The sequence below is a fragment of the Acidobacteriota bacterium genome (assembly GCA_033549365.1).
GTDB lineage: Bacteria > Acidobacteriota > Aminicenantia > Aminicenantales > Saccharicenantaceae > JAWSUF01.
Map to the genome: position 1 here is coordinate 268,221 of JAWSUF010000002.1, position 19,650 is coordinate 287,870.

Below are 19,650 nucleotides of genomic sequence, written 5' to 3' on the forward strand. Positions count from 1 at the left end.
TCTAGAAAAAGTGCGAGGCAACGAGAAGCCGCGGCAAAGAAGGAGCATGAAATGAAAAAATTCCTAACCTCAACGACGTGCCTGATCTTCCTCTCGCTTCTCGTCCACGGCGCGGCCTTCGCCCAGAAGGTCAACACCGGGGACAGGAAGCTCGATTCTTATCTGGAGAAGATCAACGAGAAGGCGAGCGCCGACCCGGACGTGTTTTTCCACCAGCTCAGCCGGAAGCACGGCACCCCTGAGGAAGAGATCCGGCAGGCGATGGAACGGCACCGACTCAGCTATGGAGACACCTATATGGCCACGGGCCTGTCCAGGATCTCAAAGAGGCCGATCGGAGTCGTTGCCGAAGAGTACAAGCAGAACCAGGGCAGAGGATGGGGCGTGACGGCCATGAGCATGGGCATCAAGCCCGGTTCGCCGGAATTCAAGCAGTTGAAGGCCAACGCCCGCGGCTCCCTTGGCCACATGAAATCCATGGCCAAGGCCCGGAAAGCACAACAAAAACAGGAACTGGTGCGAGCGCGGGAACATGACCGCAAGACCAAGGATGAAGCCCGGGGCAAGGCCCAGAGAAAGGGCAAGAAAAAATAGCCGCTCCTCCTTGCGGGTCCCGGAGCGGCTGAAGTCGGCCGCCAAACATGGTATAATTCCGTTCTCTCAAACTCGGATAAGGAGAAAGAACCATGCCCGGCGAACGGCGGGACCTCCCGCTCCAGCGCGTTTTGGACATCATCGACACGGCCGGCCGTCTTCGTTGCTCGAGCGTGATCGTCGCGGGAGGCGACAGACCTGAGGATGTGGAGCTTGTCGAAACAGCTCGGGATCATGGGATCGTGGAAAGAATCGTTCTGGTCGGCGACCGCAAGAAAATCCTCGAGACGGTCGAGAAGCTGGGAATCGATATTCCCGAGAAGGATATGATCCATGCCGAGGGGCATGAAGCCGTGGCGGCCGAAACCGTGCGTGCGGCGCTCGATGAGGATATTGAAATCCTGCTCAAAGGCGGCGTCCCCACGGGAATTCTCAGCCGGGAGATGATGAAACTGGCCAATCGGCCGACGGCCAGCCTTGTGACACTCCTCGACGCTTCGTCCATCGCCGGCGGCCGCCCCATGCTCCTTTCGGATCCGGGACTCACGACGATCACGAATTTCGGGCGATTGACCGGAATCATCCGCAATGCCGTGGACGTCGCCAAAGCCGTCCTGGAGATCGAACGTCCCAGAGTGGCCGTTTTGAATGCCTATGAAGGCTTGATCCCGACCCTGCCCTCGACCGCCGCCGCCTTCGAGTTGGCCGGCCTGGCTTGGCCGGACGCCGATGTCTGCGGCCCGCTCTCCTTTGACTTGGCCACTTCCATGTGTGCCCTCGAGGTGAAGGGCCTTCCGAAACTGCCGAATGCCGACAAGGTGGCCGGGCGGGCCGATATTCTCATTTGCCCCAACATCGAGACGGGCAACGTCCTCTACAAGAGCATCGCCGCTCAGGAAAGCTACGGCGATGCCTCGCTGGCCAATATCACCGTCGGATTCGAGGTGTCCTACGGGATTATGTCGCGGGCCGATTCACTGGAGGTCCGCCTGGCCTCGATTGCTTTCTGCAGCGTTTTTGCCCAGCGGACGCGGGAGAAGCCCCATCCCATCCGGCACACCCATCTCGTCCGGGGAGAAGCCCTGCCCGTCCTGTCCGTTATGCCCGGGCTGGAAGGTTTGACCGCGGCCCTCTTTGCGGGAAGCCGCTGTGTGTGGGAAGACGTCTTTCCTTTGGAGGCCGAAGTGCCGCCCCCGGATGTCGAATGGGACAGGCAGATCGGCTTGTGGTCGGACCAGGTTCAGGCCCGGTTGGAAACCGCGTCTCTTCGCCCGGCCGCCGTCGCCTGCGGCGGCGGTGTCGTCCGGGAAAGGACGGAGAGAATCTGCGGACACGTCTTCAAGGCGGATGTCGCTGCGGCGAAAAAAGCCGGAGCGCCCTCGGCTCTATTCAACCGGCTCGAACTGGTGGAGGCCGGAGGCGCCGTTCATCTCGGAATTCCCCTTGTCCGCCGTCTGGCCGAAGCCTTGGCCGTTCCTCCTCTGGCCGTTCAACCGGCTGAATTTTCGGCCGAGTCCTGGAAAACCCTGAGAACGGGAGACCGGAAAATCATGTTCCGGGAGTGGCTCGCCCCTGCAGCGCTTCGGGATACCGCCGACAGAATCGGTCTTCCGGTCGAAACGCTGTCCGTCGTTCTGGCTCACGGCGCCGAGGATATCACCGTGATGAGCGTCGAGGGGGATCGCGTCGATGTCGCCCGTGTGACCATTCTCGACATGGATGCCGTCAATAAAACCGGATTGACGGAAGAGAGGGCCCTGCAGGTTGCGGCTCCCGTCGTCCGGGAAATTGAAAACGCCGTTGCGGAAAAGAACGGTCATGTTCACGCCGTGATCCTGACAGGGGAACTGGCCCGCAATTCCGGCCTGGGCCGGGCCGTGCGAAAATCCATCGGCGCCCTGGCGCCGATCCTGATCTTCGAAGGACGGCCCGATGCGCGTTCAACGGCCCTCGCCGCACAGGAAGCCCTGGCCTTTCTCCAGGCCAAATCCGATCCGGGGAGAAAACGGAAATGAAGGAATCGCCCGACACATCATCGAAAAAATCCCAGTGGGTCTTTCGGGCCCATCTCGTCGACCGGGTCGGCGCCCTGACCAGCATCGCCTCGTGCTTCAGCAACGAGGGGGTCAGCATCGACACCATCGTCGGACACGGCGTCGAGGAGAAAACGTCCACGGTCGGAAGCGTGGTCATGACCTTTTTCTGCGATGAGGACAAAAAGGACGTCATGGTCCGCAAGGTCAAAAGACTGAGCAAGGTCATGTCGCTCGAAGAGCGGCCCTACGACTCCAAAATCCTCCGCAAATCGGCCATTGTTCTCACAACCCGGAAACTCGTCCCCCGGGACGTTGCGGGAGAGGAATCTTTCCTGACCACGGAGCTTGTCGGCCGGGGCGAGGACACCTGGACGTACTTTCTGGCCGGCTCGCCCAAGGAATTGGACCGGATCCTTGTGCCCCTGGCCTGGGAAGGCGTCATCAAGGACATCGTTTATTCCATCATCGGATTGTAAACGGCGATCCGCTTTCCAACGCGGCCATGAAAGACGAAAAATACGAAAAGCTGACGCGGCATCTGAAGCGTCTCGGCCGGGTCGCGGTCGCCTTCTCCGGCGGCGTGGACAGCTCGTTTCTGCTGGCCGCGGCGAGGGAAACGCTGGGCGCGGACAACACCGTCGGCATCACCGTCGATTCGCCGGCTCTCCCCCGGCATGAACTCGAAGACGCCGTCAACCTTGCGGCCCGGATCGGGGCCCGCCACAATATCCTCGAATCCCCGGATATCGAGGACGAGGTGCGGAAGAACCCCGCCGACCGCTGTTACCACTGCAAGAAATTCGAGTTCGGTTCCATCCTCGAGGAGGCGTCCCGGCTGGGATTTCCCTATGTCCTCGACGGGAGCAACGCCGACGACACGGGCGACTACAGGCCGGGCATGAAGGCCGTCAAGGAGCTGGCCGTCGTCAGTCCTCTGCTCGAAGCGGGCCTGACCAAAAACGATATCAGGGAGTTGTCGCGAGAAATGGGACTTCCCACGTGGGATAAACCGGCCTACGCCTGTCTCTATTCCCGCATTCCCTATGGACAGGAGATCAAAACCGAAGATCTTTTCCGGATCGAGCAGTCGGAAAAATTCCTGATCAAGAAGGGCTTTCGGACATCCCGGGTGAGATGCCACGGAGATATCGCCCGGATCGAGGTCGGCCGCGACGAATCGGTGAAGCTCTTTCTGGAACCTCTGCGAAGCGAACTCATCGCGACCTTGAAGGGATGCGGCTTCAGGTATGTGACGCTCGACCTGGAAGGTTATCGAACCGGGAGCATGAATGAAGTCCTCTCCTAAGGCCAAACAGCTTCTTCCGGGTCGGGACTACTTCGGCATCGTCCTGGGCGCCGTTCTTTTCGGCATCGCCTATTCCTGGTTTCTGTTTCCCTTTCGGATCTCGCCGGGCGGCGTGGCCGGGCTGTCGCAGATTCTCTATCATTTCTCAGGCGTACCGGAAAGTCTCTGGATGTTCGGCTTCAACATCCCTCTCTTCATCCTGGGATACAAACTCGTGGGAAAACAGTTCGGCGTCCGCAGTTTCATCGGCATGATGCTGTCCAACGCCTCCTGCTGGCTCTTCCGGCCGGCGAACCTCGATTTCATCCCCGGATTCTCCACACTCGTCCACAATGTCGCCCCGCCGGGAGAGCTTCCCCGGCAGGCCGTCCTGTTCTCGGGGCAAAGCGAAATGGACATTCTTTTGGCCTCCGTGGCCGGGTCGGCCCTCCTGGGCATCGGGCTCGGATTGATCTTCCGGTTCCGGGCCTCGACGGGAGGAACGGACATCCCCGTGGCCATTCTGAAAAAATACATGGGCGTCACCATCTCGACCGGTTACTGGATGGTCGAAAGCGTCATCATTCTTTGTGTCGGTGTGGTCTTCGGCGATCCCCGGCTGGTGATTTGGGCCTATCTCAATCTCTTCCTGTCCACAAAAATGACCGACCTGGCCGCCGAGGGCATCCCCTTCGTCAAGGCCGTATTCATCGTCAGCGATCACGCCGACAAGATCCGCGACGCCGTCTACGAACACCTCGACCGAGGCGTGACGTTCCTCAAGGGTCAGGGCGGCTACGATAAAAAAGACCGCGACATCGTCTACGTCTGCGTTCATCGCCGGCAGGTGATGGTGCTCCAGAAGTTGGTCAAGACCATCGATCCCGAGGCCTTCATGGTTCTCCATGACGCCTACGACGTCATGGGCCTCGGCTTCCGCAAACGGACCATCGACTACACCGACGGACCTTAAGGGCTGCGTCGGCTTCTGCTTTGCGGGCTCGGGGGAATCCCTTCACAAGACGTGTCCGGGCCCCAGCGAGTCCCGTCCACTCCGGCTCCGGGGTTGTACGCGAGTCGAGGTTGCCGTGGCGGCGAGGCCGCGGCTTGCGAAGGCGTAGCATGCCTACGTCGAGCAGGCTGCAACGAAGCCGACGCGGTAAGATCGACTCGCCCGCAGGGTGAAAACGCTGGGATTATGAGAAGAGAAGAAAAAACAGCGTTTTCACGTACGACCCCGGCTCCGGGTCTCGCTCTCCGAGGCCGAGAGTCTCGGATCCGTGCCCGCTCGACCCTCCGACGGCTTGCTCCGGGATCCCCCCTGCGCCCCGCAGAAGCCTCCTTGCGGGATATTAAAGAGGAGTGACGCAGTCGGAATGGCGAGATCGGTACGCCCTCAGGGGGCGGTTTCCAAAAGGTGTAGAAAGATGTTCCTTACGTGATTCATAAGCGGTTGGATGTCGTCCGTGGGAAATCCGGCGACGGAGACCGGCGGCTCGATGTGAAGGTCGACGCGGCCGGGCCGGATGGCCAGGCTTCCCTTGCGATTGATACGGCGGGCTCCGGTCTGGACGACGGGCAGGATGTCCAGACCGGAGCCGGTGGCCAGGAGAAAAGCGCCCGGCTTGAAGGGCATCAAGCGTCCGTCCGGAGTCCTCGTGCCTTCGGGCAGGACGACAAAGGAAAAGTCCCGCCTGTTTCGAATGAGGTCGGCCGCCCGGCGCAGGCTGACCCTGGCTTTCCCTCGGTCCTTGCGGTTGACGGGAATCATGCCGATCCGCCTCAAAACCGCCCCGTAGAGCGGCCAGCGGAAGTGACTCTCTTCCTCGATGCCGCGGGCCATCCCGGGAAATCCCGCGTAAAAAACAAGCGGATCGAAAAAGTTGACGTGGTTCATCACGGCGATGTAGCGATTTCCCGGGAGGTGATTCTCCCGCCCGTGGACCCGGACGCGGATGCCGCAGGCAAGAAGCACAAGGCGGCAACAGGTTTTGATCAGGGTTTCCAGTTTCGGTCCGCTGAAGACGGATGCGGCGATGAGAACGAGAAGGCAACAAACGGCAAAGACCGGCAGGGCCGCCGTCCAGAGAACCAGGGAGCGAAGAGCGCGGAGAATCCCTTTCATGCGAGGACGGTCAAGGCGCCGGGAAGGACCTTCAGGGTGAGCGGGGTTTTACCGAGAAGTTCTCCATCGGCCATGAGGAGAAGCGGGGGAGACCCGTCGATCGCGATCTCCGAGGCCCGTTCCATCTCCACCTTGGGGTGCGCTGAGTGCGATCCGGAAAAAACACCTTGAAAAATGGCCAGGATTTCCCGCCGGTTGACTTCACGGAAAACGACGAGGTCGGCTTGTCCGTCCGCCGTATCGGCGTCCGGCGCGATTTTCATTTTTCCGCCCGTGAATTTGGAGTTGGAGACGACCAGAGCGCTGTTTTTCACCGTCCGGGTCCGGCCGTCGGCCGTGATGTCGATGCTGTTGCGCATGCCCTTGGCCAACCGGATCAGAACGGCCAGGCTGTATCCCAGGGCGCCGAATCCTTTCAGGCGCTCGTTTGTCAACTTGAGGATATCGGCGATGAGCCCGACGCCGAGAATGTTGATCATGAAGCGGCGCACCCTGCGGCCGTCCTGGTCATAAGAAAACTCCACCATGTCGACGGCGCGGCGCCGGCCGGCGGTGATGCCGTCAAGGGCCTGATCGGCCGATAGGACATCGAAGTCACGGAGAAAGGAATTTCCCGTTCCGGCCGGAATCAGCCCAAGCTCGGGAAGCGAATCGGGTCGGCCCTCCGTGCAGAGGCCGTTGAGGACTTCGAAAGGCGTCCCGTCGCCGCCGAGGCAAATCACCCGGGTGAAGCCCCCGCCGGCCGCCGAACGCCCGATGTCCACGGCGTGCCCGGGGTATTCCGATAGGCGCACGGCGATTCCCGGAAATGCGGCTCGGATCCGGCTTTCCAGACGGCGGAAACACTTCAACCCGCGGCCGTGTCCGGCAGCCGGATTGACGACGAGAAGCGATTTTTGTAAAGACATTCCCGACCGTTTCTACTGGATGGTGATATAGGCCGGATAGCCGTCGCGGCCGTCGACGACGGCGACCACCGCGTAAGTATAGCCCGCCGACTTGTCCACTTTCCGATGCCGATACTCAAAGACGCCGGGATCCACCTCGGCGAGCATGCTCCAGGTATTGCCGCTTCTCATATGGATCCGGTACTTGGCGATGGAAAGCCCCTGGTTGGCCGGATTGGCCTGCCAGCGGAGGACATTGATATGCTCGCCCTGCAGAAGAGACCGGTTGAAGACCTTTTGGCCGGATGCATTCGAAGGCGCTTGGACGGCCCGGAAATTCGCCCTGACGGTCTTGTTTCGATCCATGGTGATATGGATCGGACTGGTCGAGCCGCCGGCATCCCCGGTCCAATTTGTGAAAACATGATGGTCGTCGGGAATGGCCGTGACCATCGCCGAATCGCCGGGGATATAGCCGTACGTTCCCGGAGACGGATCCGTGGTTCCGCCCGCGCCGGCCTGGATCGTCAAATTGTTTTTGGGAACCGTCCGATAGGCGGCGACGGCATGCTTGACCTCGCGGATGGTGCGGGCGTTGTCTCCGTTGGTCCCGTGACCCGTGGGAACGCTTTGATGAAGAATATTCGGGCTCGAAAAATGAGCCACCTGGGTGTGGGTTTGACCGTCGGTGAAATACGATCCCGACGCATACGTCATAATCGAACAGTACCGGAGAGCGTCGTTTCCGACCCATCGCCAGCCGGCGGAAAAGCCGAACAATCCGGGGCCGGGCTGAACGTTCTGTTCCTTATGGTGATGGCAGCCCATGTTATGGCCCATTTCATGAATATGGGTGTAGCCCGTGGCCGCCTGCTGAACACGGGTCAGGGAAAACCCGAAATGAGGACGGCCCGAACCCGAATTCAACAACCAGGCGAGCCCCCCCGTATCGCTGACGAGGGCGAAAAGAGACACCAGGTCCGCCCCGTATTGGTTGCGCCACGTATGGACTTCCTCCATATAGCGGTCGGGATCGCGGTTCCAGGGATCGTAGCCGGCATGGTAGGTCAGTCGTTCCAGGTCGGTATTCGAACTGCCGCTTTCCGTATAATTGACCTCGAAGGAGCGGACCAGGAACATGGTCAGGAACGTGTTGCTGTTGTCCAGGCCGAGCTTCGCTTTGGCCATCGCCTGGGCGATGACATTGGCGATCCCCCCGCCCGATGCTTCGGCCCACTCCCGGGCGGCGGGCGTATAGACGATCATCACATCGATTTGGGCCGGATCCTGAGGTCCGGCGGCCGCCGTCGCCGCAGCGATCTTTTCAATATCCTGAATTTCCTGAGCTCCTGGCCCCGGAGGGATGAGAGGAGGACCGACCTGCACCTCGTCCGGATGATCCGCCAGGGGTTCGATCAGATAATGCGTCAGGGCCTCAGGTTCGCTTTGGATAATATAGCGTTCGCCTTTCTCAGGGATCCGGACGGCGCCCAGGCTCCGACCGCCGGTTGTCGAGATCAGGACGTAGCCGAAAGGATATTCTTCGATGCGGCCGCGGACCGTCCATGTGCCGTTGACGTTCAAATCCGTGCTGTCGATGAGGGCCGTATACATCCGACCCGGAAACAGATCGAGAACCAGCCTGTCTCCCTCGGCCAGTCGGCCCGAAGTCGTGATGTCCGGAGTCAAGGCGACGGGTCTCAGTCGTGCCGCCGCCGGGAAATCCGGAGGAGGGGGCAACACGAGACCGACGACTCCCTCGGTTCGGAAAAGATGGACATCGTCCGCGGAGAGAGGCAGGACGGACCCGATGAGAATCAGAATCAGCACGGCGATCCATGGCCTCGACATGGTTTTGAGAGGCGTTAGAGTCATGACATCCTCCTCTTCACTCTTGAAACCGATTTTACACGAATCCCGCTGTTTCTTGAAGAAAAATCCACAGGCGGGTTACGGCCTTATGGACAGCGAGATCTTGAGAACGCCCCGTCCCTCCAGGGGATGAAACCGTCGGGCCGGGTCCCAGCGCCGTTCCCAGTTTGTATTGTAAACGAGATAGATTTCGTTTCCCGGAGAAATCTGCCAGCGGAGCCGGGCGTTCCAGCCGAGCCTGCGCGAGATGTCGTCATATTGGATGTAGTTCATGAAACCGAAGTCGGGCGAAAGGAAAAGATCGACCTTGATCTGAGTGACGTTTTCGCTGAAGCGGCCCTCGGGAAGTCGGCCCCGAACCATGTTGGTGTCGAAACCCAACATGAGGTATCCGCTGGGTTTTAAGGTCAATCCGAGCTTGATGTCGTCGTAGCGTCCGGAATAAAACCCCCCGAACTTGACCTCCGCTTCGAACGAGGCCGGGCGGTGCCGGGACGTTGTGAAGCCGAACTCGAAATTCGTGAAATCGTAAGGTCCGGCCGGAAGGACGACTCCCCGGGCGACCTCGAAATCAAAGGGCAGGATGTCCCGGTTGGCCGTGATTTTCGTTTCGATCTGCTCCCCGCTTTCCGTGCGGAAACTCAAAGGCGAAACATCCAGTCTGCGCGTTTCGAGATTTCCGGCCAGGTCCCAGTAGAGATCGGCGCTCGTGCTGAAGAAGAACTGCCGGACGAAACGGCCGAGAAAGCCGTCTGCCGGGCGCGGGCGGTAGCCGATTCGGGCGTAACCGGTCTGAATTCCCCGGCGCATCATGAAGCCCAGTCCGGGGTCGAGCGCCTCGCCGTAGTAGGCGTAAGTCGACTGGATATTCAGGAGATCGTTGGGATAGTCGGCGCGGAAACCGAAACCGTGATGGCGGCCCTCATCCCGTTCGTTCCAATTGTAGGCCGCCCAGGCGGCCAGCAAGAGGTTTTTATTGCCGAGAAATTCCGAGGAGGTGTAATTGAAATCCGCTCCCGCCAGGGCGTTCCTTTCGCCCGTCGGGCTGCCGTTCGTGAAGATCCAGCCGATTCGGCTCTGGGCGAAAATATTCCGGGTCATCCGGGCGGCCAGAAGATTGCGTCCGGGAAGATCGCCGGACTCGCCGGTCCGGACGTTCAAGGCGGCCAGATTGGTGTCGCCGATCTTGCCGTAGATTTTGGCGCCGTAGAGAACCGGAACCGGAGCCCCCTGAACAAGCCCGATCTTCCGGCTGAAAAAGGGGGTGAAGCTGATGCTTGAACTGAAGCTGAAGACTTCGGACCCCTCCAGAAAAAACATGCGTTTTTCCGGAAAGAACAGGGGAAAGCGGGTCAGGTTGATGCGCCGCTCGTCGGCCTCGGTCTCGGCAAAGTCCATGTTGTAACTGACGACACCGGCCAGATTCGGGGTGATGCTCTTATAAAGGTCGAATCCGCCGTCGATTTCCCAGGAGGCGGGTCGGTTTTCCGGGCCGCTGCGGCGGACCGCCGTCAGCCCATAAGGTTTGAAGGTGATTCCCAGACCCTGGCGGATGCCTTCGATCCCGGCCAGGACGGCCGCGTCGCCCGGGTTGTTGAAATTGCTGTCGGCCGTTGTCCCCGACAGGCGAATGGTTTCCTGTTTGCGGGGGATGGTGCGCTCGATATTGATTCCCCAGGCGGACAGGCCGGGTTTGAAGGAAATGCTCTTGAAAGGAATCCGGATTTCGGCGCTCCAGCCGTTGTCCAGGATCCGGCTGCGGGCTTCCCAGATTCCGTCCCAGTTCAGGCTGGCGCTCCCGGCGAAGGCCAGACCTTCGCTTCGGGCGCCGAGGGGATTGACGATGAAGACATAGGCGGTTCGTCTGTCCTGGAACGGATCGAGCAGAATGCGGACCAGGTCTTCCGCGGCCGCGGCGGGCGGCCGGCCGAAACCCATTCTCTGGACGGACTCGGCGCTGTCGTGAGCCATGGTGTTGGCCGAGATCCTTCCGGGTTCGGCGTCGAAACAGAAAACGCCGATGTAGAGATTGGCGTCGTCGTAAAGAATGCGGACTTCGGTCCGTTCCGTCGGCTCGTCGCCGGGGCGCGGTTCGACCATGAGGAAATCCGTGACGGGGACAGCCGATTTCCAGGCCGGATCCGCAAGCAGCCCATCGATTTTGGGCGGTTCAGCGGTACGGACCGCCGTGATCTCTGCGGCGGGAAGAGCGGTCGCCGCAAGGAGAAAACCAAGGCAGCCGGCAAGGATCGGATAAAACATGAAAGGCCATTTTACCCGTCCCGCCTGACGAGATCAATCTTATCCGGGGAACGCCGAGGAGTCCGGCGGCGGATGAGGATAATCTTTCAGAACCCGTGCGGCGATTTCCCGGCCGTGGGCGATTCCCTCCAGAATGGTTTCCCTTCGAAAATCCGTTGTGTCGCAGATGATGCGTTCGGGCAGGTAACGGAAGGGTGTGACGATGCGTTTGCCTTCCAGCCATTGTTGAAGCCGGCCTTCGAGGGCCTGTTTCTGGGCGATCAGCCGGTTCGTGCGGATCATGGTGTCGTAGTCGTTCTGCAGGATTTCGTTAAGCAGAAGGTCCAGGGACCGAACCGCGACGTCGATGATGGTGCGGAAGGTCTTGTCGGAGGCGGGATTGAGCGGACTCAGGCAGATGACGTGGACTTCGTCGACCTTGAGGTCGTCTTTGAGGAGGGGTTTCATGGGGAGAATGTCCCGGACCCCTCCGTCCACGTAGTTGTCCCCGTTCACGCGCCGGGTCTGCATGTAAACCGGAATGGAGCAGCTGGCCTGAACGGCGTCGAGAAAATCTTTCTTGTCGGTTTGGGACGTGGACTTGAACACAATCTCTCCGCTCCGCAGTTTGACGTACCCCACGACGCCCTTGATTTGCGGTGTGTCCCTGGGCAGAGTGTCCAGCTTCCGCCGCATGGTGTCCATTTCGAACCAGCCGTCCGCTTCACCCTTTTTTGTCAGGAGGGTCCAGATGACCTTGTGCCATTGTTTCTTCAGAACATCACGCCGTTTTTCGATGGCCAGGAGGGTGTCCTTCAGAAACGCCAGGTCTCCGTAACAGAGGGCGGCCGTGCAGAGGCTTCCGCTCGATATCCCGTAAAGCAGGTCCGGCCGGATTCCACGCTCCGCCATCACCTCGAGAACCCCCACGGCAAATCCGATTTTCGCACCGCCTCCGGAAATGCAGACTCCGATCATCACCGGCCTCCTTAATCTTTTACAGCATTAGTCGGCTGAAAATCGGATATCTTGATTGTTGATCTTCGGTTTGATAACACCGCCGGCGAAGGAGAGTCAATAGGTCTTGGCGGTCTCTTTTCCCTGAAGCACCCGGAGAACGCCTTCGGCCAGGGCGACCATTTCGTTTTCCCCGGGGTAGATAAAGACGGGGGCGATGAATTCGACCTGCTCCCGTAGCCGGTCGACGAATTCCCGGCTGTGAGCCAGCCCGCCCGTCAGAACGACCGCATCGACCCGCCCTTTGAGAACGGCGGCGCATTGCCCGACCTGCTTGGCCGTCGTCATGACCATGGCTTCGAAAACGAGGCGGGCCGCGGCATCGCCCTCGTCCATTCTCCGAACAACGTCGCGCATATCGTTGGTCCCGAGATGGGCGACCATGCCGCCTTGCCCGGCCAGCATTTTCCGCAGAGTGCCGCGGTCGTATTTCGCGGAAAGGACCAGATCGACGAGATCGGCCGCGGGCATCGTGCCGGCCCGTTCGGGCGTGATCGGGCCCTCGCCGTTCAATCCGTTGTTGACGTCGACGACGCGTCCGTGCTTGTGGGCTCCGACCGTGACGCCGCCCCCCATATGGCAGACGATCAGACGGCAGTCCTCATAAGCCTTTCCCAGATCAGCGGCCGCAAGCCGGGCCGTGTATTTGTGGTTCAGGGCGTGGAAGATGCTCCGCCGGGGGATTTCGGGAATTCCGGTCAGCCGGGCCCAGTCGTCGAGTTCGTCGACGACGACGGGATCGGCGATGAAGGCCGGAAGATCCAGAGGCCGGGCGATCTCGTCGGCGATCAGGCCGCCGAGATTCGAGGCGTGCTCTCCCTGAACACCTTCCTGGAGATCCCGGAGCATCTTGGCATTGACCCGGTAGACGCCGCTCGGAATGGGATGGAGAACGCCGCCCCGCCCGACGACGGCCGCAAAGTCCCCGGCCTCGAATCCACGTTCCTTCAGAACCTGGAGAATGATATCCTTCCGGTAGCTTTTCTGATCGACGATTTTCGCGAAGCGTTCGAGATCTTCGACGGAATGGGCGATGTTTTCCGAAAAAATCTCCCGGTCATTCTCGTAGACGGCGATCTTGGTTGAAGTTGAACCGGGATTGATGACCAGAATCCGCATGCGTCCTCCTGAACGGGGATGGTTCAACCGCGGAGATATTTGTCCATTTCGGCCGCGGCGATCCGGGCGTCGCCCATGGCCAGGATGACCGTGGCGCCGCCGCGGATGATGTCTCCTCCGGCATAGACGCCCGGAATGTTGGTGGCCATGGTCGCCCAATCGACTTCGACGTTCCCCCATTTGCCCATCTTCAATTCAGGCATGGCCTGAGAGATCAGGGGGTTCGGGCTTTGGCCGATGGCCACGACGACGAGATCGACTTCCTCCGTGTATTCCGAGCCCTCGATGGGAACGGGCCGCCTCCGGCCGGAGGCATCCGGCTCGCCCAATCCCATTCTCTGGCATTCCATGGCCCGGACGCGGCCCTGTTCGTCGCCGATATACCGGATGGGCGTCGTCAGGAAATGGAACTCGATGCCCTCCTCCTCGGCGTGATGAACTTCTTCCACGCGGGCCGGCATCTCCGTCCGGGACCGGCGGTAGATGATCATCGATTTCTCGGCTCCCAATCGCTGCGCCGTCCGCACCGAATCCATGGCCACGTTTCCGCCGCCGATCACGGCCGCCCGTTTGCCCAGAAAAACCGGTGTGTCGTAATTGGGGAAATCATAGGCCTTCATGAGATTGACGCGGGTGAGATACTCATTGGCCGAATAGACGCCGACCAAATTTTCTCCGGGGATTTTCATGAAGTTGGGCAATCCGGCGCCGCTGCCGATGAAAAAGGCTTCGTAACCGGCCGCCCGGAGATCGTCCAGCCCGACGGTTTTCCCGACGACGACGTTCATCCGGAATTCGACGCCGAGTTTTTCGAGATATTCAACTTCGGCCTTGAGGGTTTCCTTGGGCAGTCGAAACTCCGGAATGCCATAGACGAGAACGCCGCCGGCGACGTGCAGGGCTTCGAAGACCGTCACTTCGTGGCCTTTCTTGGCCAGCTCTCCGGCCACCGTGAGGCCGGCCGGGCCGCCCCCGATGATGGCCGCTTTTTTCCCGGTCGAAGCCGGGATTTCTGGGATGAAGGCCGGTCCTTCGGCCCGCTCGATGTCGGAGACGAATCGTTCGAGATTGCCGATGGCCACCGGCGATCCGGCCGCTTTCTTCAGATTGCAGACTTCCTCGCACTGAGTTTCCTGGGGACAGACGCGGCCGCAGATGGCCGGCAGGCTGTTGGTCTCCTTGATCTTGCGGACGCTTGCGGCGAAATCCCCTTTTTCGATGAGCTTGATAAAAGAAGGAATGTCGATGCAGACGGGACACCCGAGAACGCAGGACGGATTGGCGCAATCGAGACACCGGCGGGCTTCCTGCACGGCCGCCTCGGCATCGAGTCCCTGATTGACTTCAAAAAAATCTTTGTTTCTCTCCTCGGGACTCCGCGACGGCATGGGTTGCCGGGGGGTTTTCATCCGTTCCTTGACCGGAACGGCCTTGCGCATATCCCGGCGCCAGTCGCGGTCATACTCCGCCTTCAGGGTTTCCTTGAGTTCTGCCGGAAGCTTTTTTTCCTCGGTCATGGTTCCTCTCGAATGCCGTTCGGCCTAGGAATAGATCTCCTGTTCCCATGCGCACAGGGAGCGGATTTCGTCATTGAAATACGACTTCCTCCGCGCGAAAAGCTCCGCCCAGTCGACGGAATGGCCGTTGAATTCCGGCCCGTCGACACAGGCGAATTTCGTCGTTTCTCCCACCGTGACCCGGCAGGCTCCGCACATGCCCGTTCCGTCGACCATGATGGGATTGAGACTGACCATCGTCCGGATGCCGAGCGGACGCGTGGCCTCGGCGCATGTGGCCATCATCTGGGTGCAGCCGATGGCGAAGACGCGGGCGACGTCTTTTTCCTTTTCCAGAAGCCCGGCCAGATCATTGGCCACGGTGTTCGGATTGTCGACGGCTCCGTCACGGGTGGAGAGATGGAAAGCATCGCTCACTTTTCGGAGCTTGTCCTCCCAGAAAAGGAGATAGGGGCTCTTGACGTCGATGAGGGTGATCACTCGGTTGCCCTTGGCTTTGAGGGCCCGGGCGATGGGATGAATGGCGGCGATCCCGAAACAGCCTCCGGCACAGACGACAGTCCCATAATCGGCGATTTCTGAGGCCTTGCCCAGAGGGCCGACGAAGACGGGGATGTCGTCGCCCGCCTTGAGGAGCGACAGTTTCTGAGTGGATGTGCCGACGATGAGAAAAACGGCTGTAACCGTGCCTTTCTCTTTGTCCCAGTCGGCGATGGTCAGGGGGATGCGCTCGCCCCTCTCGTCGGGCATGACGATCAGAAACTGGCCCGCTTCGCTTTTTCGGGACACGTCGGGGGCATGGACTTCCAGAAGATGGATATTGGGGGCAAGGCGGATGCGCTGGATGATCTTGGCCATCAGGTCACCTTCTTTTTGGGGGAATTCCGGACGCGGGCCAGACCTTTGACTTCCCGGACGGGGTCCCAGCCCTTATAGATGTCGGGATTTCCGGAAATCCGGCTGCCGGCCGCTGCGGGGGAATCGATCGGGAGAAAAGACGAGGACGTTTCGACGGAACCCTGGAGAAAGACATCGCGCGGATCGCCGGGGGCAAGATCGGCCAGGCCCGCAAAGGCGCCGTCCCGGGCGGCGAGGTCTTTCCGGATGTTCGGGATGTCCGCCGCCGCGAATCCTTCAAAACCAAGGGTGTGTCCCAGACCCGCCAGGATCTCCGTGTCCGGCCGCGCCGAGCCCGGCGGCGGCAGGGCCGCATCCCAGGCCTGGATTCGTCCTTCGGCGTTGACGAAACTCCCGGCCGTTTCCAGGGCCGTCGTGCCGGGGAAGACGACATCGGCTTCCCGCAGGGCATCGGTCCAGAAGGCCCCCTGGCCGATGAGGACGTCCGGCCGGACTCCTTCGAGACCGGTACCGCCGTCTAGGAGATAAAGAGCCTTGATCCGGTTGGATTTAACGGCCTCAATCAGATTTTCGGGCGTTGTTTCGCCGGCAGGAAAAAGCCGGCGGAGTTCAGCCAGCCCGCGGCTGTTGCAGTCTTCAGAGAGGGAGAGGCGCCTTGCTCCGACGAGAAGAGACAGGTTTTGAAGCGCTGTTCCGGCTCCTCCCCGGTCTTCCGCATAATCCGGACCGTGAAGAAAAACCGCGGGCTGTTTGCCTGCAATAAGGCGTGCAAAGGCGCGTAAGTCCTCGGGATCGACCCCTGAGGCCTTGGCCGCATCGTCCGGGACATAAGGCTCCAGAATCCGCCGCAGATCGTCCGTGTTTCCTCCGGATCCATCCGTCGAACCCTCTTCGAGAATGAATTTTGTCAGGGCGGCAAGAAGCGGAATCTCATGTCCGGCCCGGGCTTTAAGATTCAGGGCGACATGACGTTTGATGCTTATGGGTCCGGCACCGAAGTAAGCCAGACGGGCGCCGTTTCTGAGGGCTTTGAACACCTCGACCCAGACGATCGGGTGGGTGTCGGAAATATCGGTTCCGAAGAGAACGATGGTCCGGGCTTGGGAAATCTCCTTGAATCGAAACGTCGGGCAAGACGTTCCCTCGGATGTCGCCGCCCAGGCGCCGATTTCCGATGCGTCGGCGAATTTGGCCGATTGAAAGATCTCTTCGATCGTTCCCTGGGAGGAGACCGTCACGGCTTTCTCTTCGGGCCGGTGTTGTTTCCAAAACCCGGCGGCTTTCTCGAAAGCCTCGTCCCAGCCTGCGGGAACGAGGGCCCCGTTTTTCCGGACATGGGGTTCAAGAATTCGGTTGGGGCTTGCGGCGGAGGCGCGCAAAACGAAACGCCCCTTGACGCAGGCCTGGCCGGAATTGGCCGGTCCGTCCGCCGCCGGAGATATCGAAATGATCCGGCCGTCGCGGATCCCGGCCTCGACTTCACAGCCCATGCCGCAGAGCGGGCAGACGGCCCGAGCCGTCCGGTCGGGCAGGAGTTCCGGCCGGGCGGCCCGTTCCGTCAGCGCGCCGGTCGGACAGACATCCACGCAGGCGCCGCAGAATCGGCAGCCGGAATCGAGCAGCGTCCGATCCTGGGGGGTGCCGACAATGGCGCTGGAGCCCCGTTCGACGAAGGCGATGGTTGCGGCCCCCCGGACATCATGGCATACCCGCACGCAACGTCCGCAGAGGATGCAGAGGTTGAAGTTTCTGTCGATGAAGGGGTCGTCTTTCCGGACCTCGAGATTTCTGTAAATCGAGGGATGGCGGACCCGGTCGATGCCGACGGCTTCCACGACGTCCTGAAGTTCGCAGCGGCCGTTGTTGGAACACAGCACGCATCCCGTCACCTCGCCGACTTTCCGTGCGGTCGACTTGAAATCGTCGCAGTCCGTCTTTTCGGCGCAGACGAGGCAGGCGTTCGGATGTTCGGACAGGATGAGTTCGAGGATGTTGCGGCGGAGTGCGTCGAGATCGGCGCTTCGGGTCACAACCTCCATCCCGTCGCCCGCCTGGGTTGCGCAGGCGGGAACATAGCCGTTCCGGCCCTTGATTTCGACGAGACACAGGCGGCAGCCGGCGTAGGGATGAAGTCCGGGGTTGTCGCAGAGCGAAGGGATGCGGATCCCGTTCGCGCGGGCCAATTCCAGCAGATTGGGTCGGCCCTCGAAGGTTAAGGCGCGGCCGTCGATGGTGATGTTCATGATGTCGTCGCTCGGGTCGCTTCAGGAACAAGCGCCCGCCCTTTCTCTCCGGTGAGTTTGGATACGGCCCCGATTTTGACGGGACAGGCCGTAAAACAGGCGCCGCATTTGATGCAGAGCGCCTGATCGATGACGTGGACTTTCTTTCGCTCTCCGGCAATGGCGTTCACCGGGCAGGCTTTCAGGCAGAGAAGGCATCCGACGCATTTTTCGGGATCGATGGCGAAGGAAATGAGATTCTTGCAGACCCGCGCGGGGCAGGTTTTGTCCTCGATATGGGCCCGGTATTCGTCGCGGAAATACCGCAGGGTCGAGAGAACGGGATTGGGCGCCGTCTGGCCCAGTCCGCACAGGGAGCCACGTTTGACCGTCCAGGCCAGCTCCTCCAGCTTTTCGATGTCGCCGGGGCGGCCCTCGCCCGCGGCGATTCCGGCCAGGATCTCGGCCATCCGGCGCGTTCCGATCCGGCACGGCGCGCACTTGCCGCAGGATTCTTCCTGGGTGAAGCGCAGGAAATACAGGGCGATGTCGACCATGCAGGTGTCTTCGTCCATGACGATCATGCCGCCCGAGCCCATCATGGCGCCGGCCCGGGTCAGGCTTTCATAGTCGACCGGCAGATCCAGGAGTTCGGTGGGGATGCAGCCCCCCGAGGGGCCGCCGATCTGGACGGCCTTGAACTTGCGCCCGTTGGGAATGCCGCCGCCGATGTTGTTGACGATTTCGTCGAGGCGGATGCCCATGGGCACCTCGACAAGGCCGGTGTTGTTGATCTTGCCGACCAGCGAGAAAACCTTGGTTCCCTTGCTCGTCTCCGTGCCCAAGCCGGCAAACCAGGCTGCTCCCCGGCGGATGATGGAGGGAACGTTGGCCCAGGTTTCGACGTTGTTGATCGTCGTCGGTTGTCCCCAAAGCCCGCTCTGAGCCGGGTAGGGCGGCCGTTGCCGCGGTGCGGCGCGCTGGCCCTCGATCGAGGCGATGAGGGCCGTTTCCTCTCCGGAAACGAAAGCGCCGGCGCCTCTCACGATCTCGACGTCGAAATCGAATCCCGAACCGAGGATGTTTTCTCCCAGCAGGCCGAATTCCCTGGCACTGCGAATGGCAATGTCAAGACGCTGAATGGCCAGGGGATATTCGTTCCGGATGTAGATGAAACCCCGGGCGGCGCTGATGGCCCGGGCTGCGATGACCATGCCCTCAAGAACGGCATGGGGGTCGGCTTCGAGAACGGACCGGTCCATGAAGGCTCCCGGGTCGCCCTCGTCGCCGTTGCAGATCAGGTATTTGGGCGAAGCTTTTTCCTTCCGGCACAGATCCCACTTTTTTCCGGTGGGAAACCCGGCGCCGCCCCGGCCGCGGAGTCCCGAGGCGCTGATTTCCGCAATGATCTCTTCGGGCGTCATTTCCGTCAGGGCCTTGGCCATGGCCTGGTAACCGTCGTAGGCAATGTACTCCTCGATTTTTTCCGGATCGATGCGGCCCCGGTTGCGAAGAACGATGAGGCGTTGATGCCGGAAGAATTCGATGTCGGCCATCTTGGGAACAGGCTTGGTGTCGGCCGGAGGCGTATACATGAGCCGGGCGACCGGTCGGCCTTTGATCAGGTGTTCCTCGACGAGCAGGGGAATGTCGTCGACGGAGAGTCTCTGGTAAAAGATGTCGTCGGGACGCACGAGAACGATGGGCCCTTTCTCGCAGAACCCGTTGCAGCCCGTCGCCACGACCAGGATCTCGTCGGCCAGCCCGCGCCGTTCAATTTCCTTCTTGAGGGCTGTTTTGACGTCGAAAGCTCCGCACGAGACGCATCCCGTTCCGGCGCAAACCAGGAGATGAGCGCGATGGTGTTTCAATGGTAT

General features: G+C 60.8%; 15 protein-coding genes. 5 read left to right on the forward strand and 10 right to left on the reverse strand.

Features of this window, described 5'->3' with window-relative positions; all coding sequences use genetic code 11:
• Nucleotides 1-51: 51 nt before the first annotated feature.
• From SCM96_04010 to SCM96_04030, 5 genes are all read left to right on the forward strand, one after another.
• Nucleotides 52-594: a hypothetical protein gene (locus SCM96_04010; protein ID MDW7759787.1), complete on the forward strand. Its 543-nt coding sequence runs from the start codon at nt 52-54 to the stop codon at nt 592-594.
• Between the two features lie 92 nt (nt 595-686).
• Nucleotides 687-2,609 (forward strand): phosphate acyltransferase, encoded by a 1,923-nt coding sequence (locus tag SCM96_04015; GenBank protein MDW7759788.1) that lies wholly within the window; start codon nt 687-689, stop codon nt 2,607-2,609.
• Nucleotides 2,606-3,106 (forward strand): hypothetical protein, encoded by a 501-nt coding sequence (locus tag SCM96_04020; protein ID MDW7759789.1) that lies wholly within the window; start codon nt 2,606-2,608, stop codon nt 3,104-3,106. Before SCM96_04015 ends, SCM96_04020 begins: the two co-directional genes overlap by 4 nt.
• Nucleotides 3,107-3,132: 26 nt before the next feature.
• On the forward strand, nt 3,133-3,936 hold the full coding sequence (larE, locus tag SCM96_04025) for an ATP-dependent sacrificial sulfur transferase LarE (GenBank protein ID MDW7759790.1): 804 nt from the start codon (nt 3,133-3,135) through the stop codon (nt 3,934-3,936).
• Nucleotides 3,920-4,888, forward strand: coding sequence for a YitT family protein (locus SCM96_04030; protein MDW7759791.1), 969 nt, complete (start codon nt 3,920-3,922; stop codon nt 4,886-4,888). Before larE ends, SCM96_04030 begins: the two co-directional genes overlap by 17 nt.
• Nucleotides 4,889-5,311: 423 nt before the next feature.
• Here SCM96_04030 and SCM96_04035 read toward each other — a convergent pair whose 3' ends face one another.
• From SCM96_04035 to nuoF, 10 genes are all read right to left on the reverse strand, one after another.
• Nucleotides 5,312-6,040, reverse strand: coding sequence for a lysophospholipid acyltransferase family protein (locus tag SCM96_04035; protein MDW7759792.1), 729 nt, complete (start codon nt 6,038-6,040; stop codon nt 5,312-5,314).
• The gene (locus tag SCM96_04040) at nt 6,037-6,948 is read right to left on the reverse strand and encodes a diacylglycerol kinase family lipid kinase (protein ID MDW7759793.1); all 912 of its coding nucleotides are present in this window, start codon (nt 6,946-6,948) and stop codon (nt 6,037-6,039) included. Before SCM96_04040 ends, SCM96_04035 begins: the two co-directional genes overlap by 4 nt.
• Before the next feature lie 12 nt (nt 6,949-6,960).
• The gene (locus SCM96_04045) at nt 6,961-8,802 is read right to left on the reverse strand and encodes a M12 family metallo-peptidase (protein MDW7759794.1); all 1,842 of its coding nucleotides are present in this window, start codon (nt 8,800-8,802) and stop codon (nt 6,961-6,963) included.
• A gap of 75 nt (nt 8,803-8,877) precedes the next feature.
• Nucleotides 8,878-11,061: a carbohydrate binding family 9 domain-containing protein gene (locus tag SCM96_04050; protein MDW7759795.1), complete on the reverse strand. Its 2,184-nt coding sequence runs from the start codon at nt 11,059-11,061 to the stop codon at nt 8,878-8,880.
• Nucleotides 11,062-11,100: 39 nt separating this feature from the next.
• Complete coding sequence (locus tag SCM96_04055) at nt 11,101-12,018, reverse strand: patatin-like phospholipase family protein (GenBank protein MDW7759796.1); 918 nt, start codon at nt 12,016-12,018, stop codon at nt 11,101-11,103.
• A gap of 96 nt (nt 12,019-12,114) precedes the next feature.
• Nucleotides 12,115-13,176, reverse strand: a complete 1,062-nt coding sequence (gene buk, locus SCM96_04060) for a butyrate kinase (protein MDW7759797.1) — start codon at nt 13,174-13,176, stop codon at nt 12,115-12,117.
• Between the two features lie 23 nt (nt 13,177-13,199).
• Complete coding sequence (gene gltA, locus SCM96_04065) at nt 13,200-14,615, reverse strand: NADPH-dependent glutamate synthase (GenBank protein MDW7759798.1); 1,416 nt, start codon at nt 14,613-14,615, stop codon at nt 13,200-13,202.
• A gap of 102 nt (nt 14,616-14,717) precedes the next feature.
• Nucleotides 14,718-15,551, reverse strand: a complete 834-nt coding sequence (locus tag SCM96_04070) for a sulfide/dihydroorotate dehydrogenase-like FAD/NAD-binding protein (GenBank protein MDW7759799.1) — start codon at nt 15,549-15,551, stop codon at nt 14,718-14,720.
• Nucleotides 15,551-17,794 carry a molybdopterin-dependent oxidoreductase gene (locus SCM96_04075; protein MDW7759800.1) on the reverse strand — a complete coding sequence of 748 codons (2,244 nt, stop codon included), beginning with the start codon at nt 17,792-17,794 and terminating at the stop codon, nt 15,551-15,553. Before SCM96_04075 ends, SCM96_04070 begins: the two co-directional genes overlap by 1 nt.
• A complete protein-coding gene (nuoF, locus tag SCM96_04080; protein MDW7759801.1) occupies nt 17,791-19,644 on the reverse strand; it encodes an NADH-quinone oxidoreductase subunit NuoF in 1,854 nt (617 codons plus the stop codon). Before nuoF ends, SCM96_04075 begins: the two co-directional genes overlap by 4 nt.
• Nucleotides 19,645-19,650: the final 6 nt, after the last annotated feature.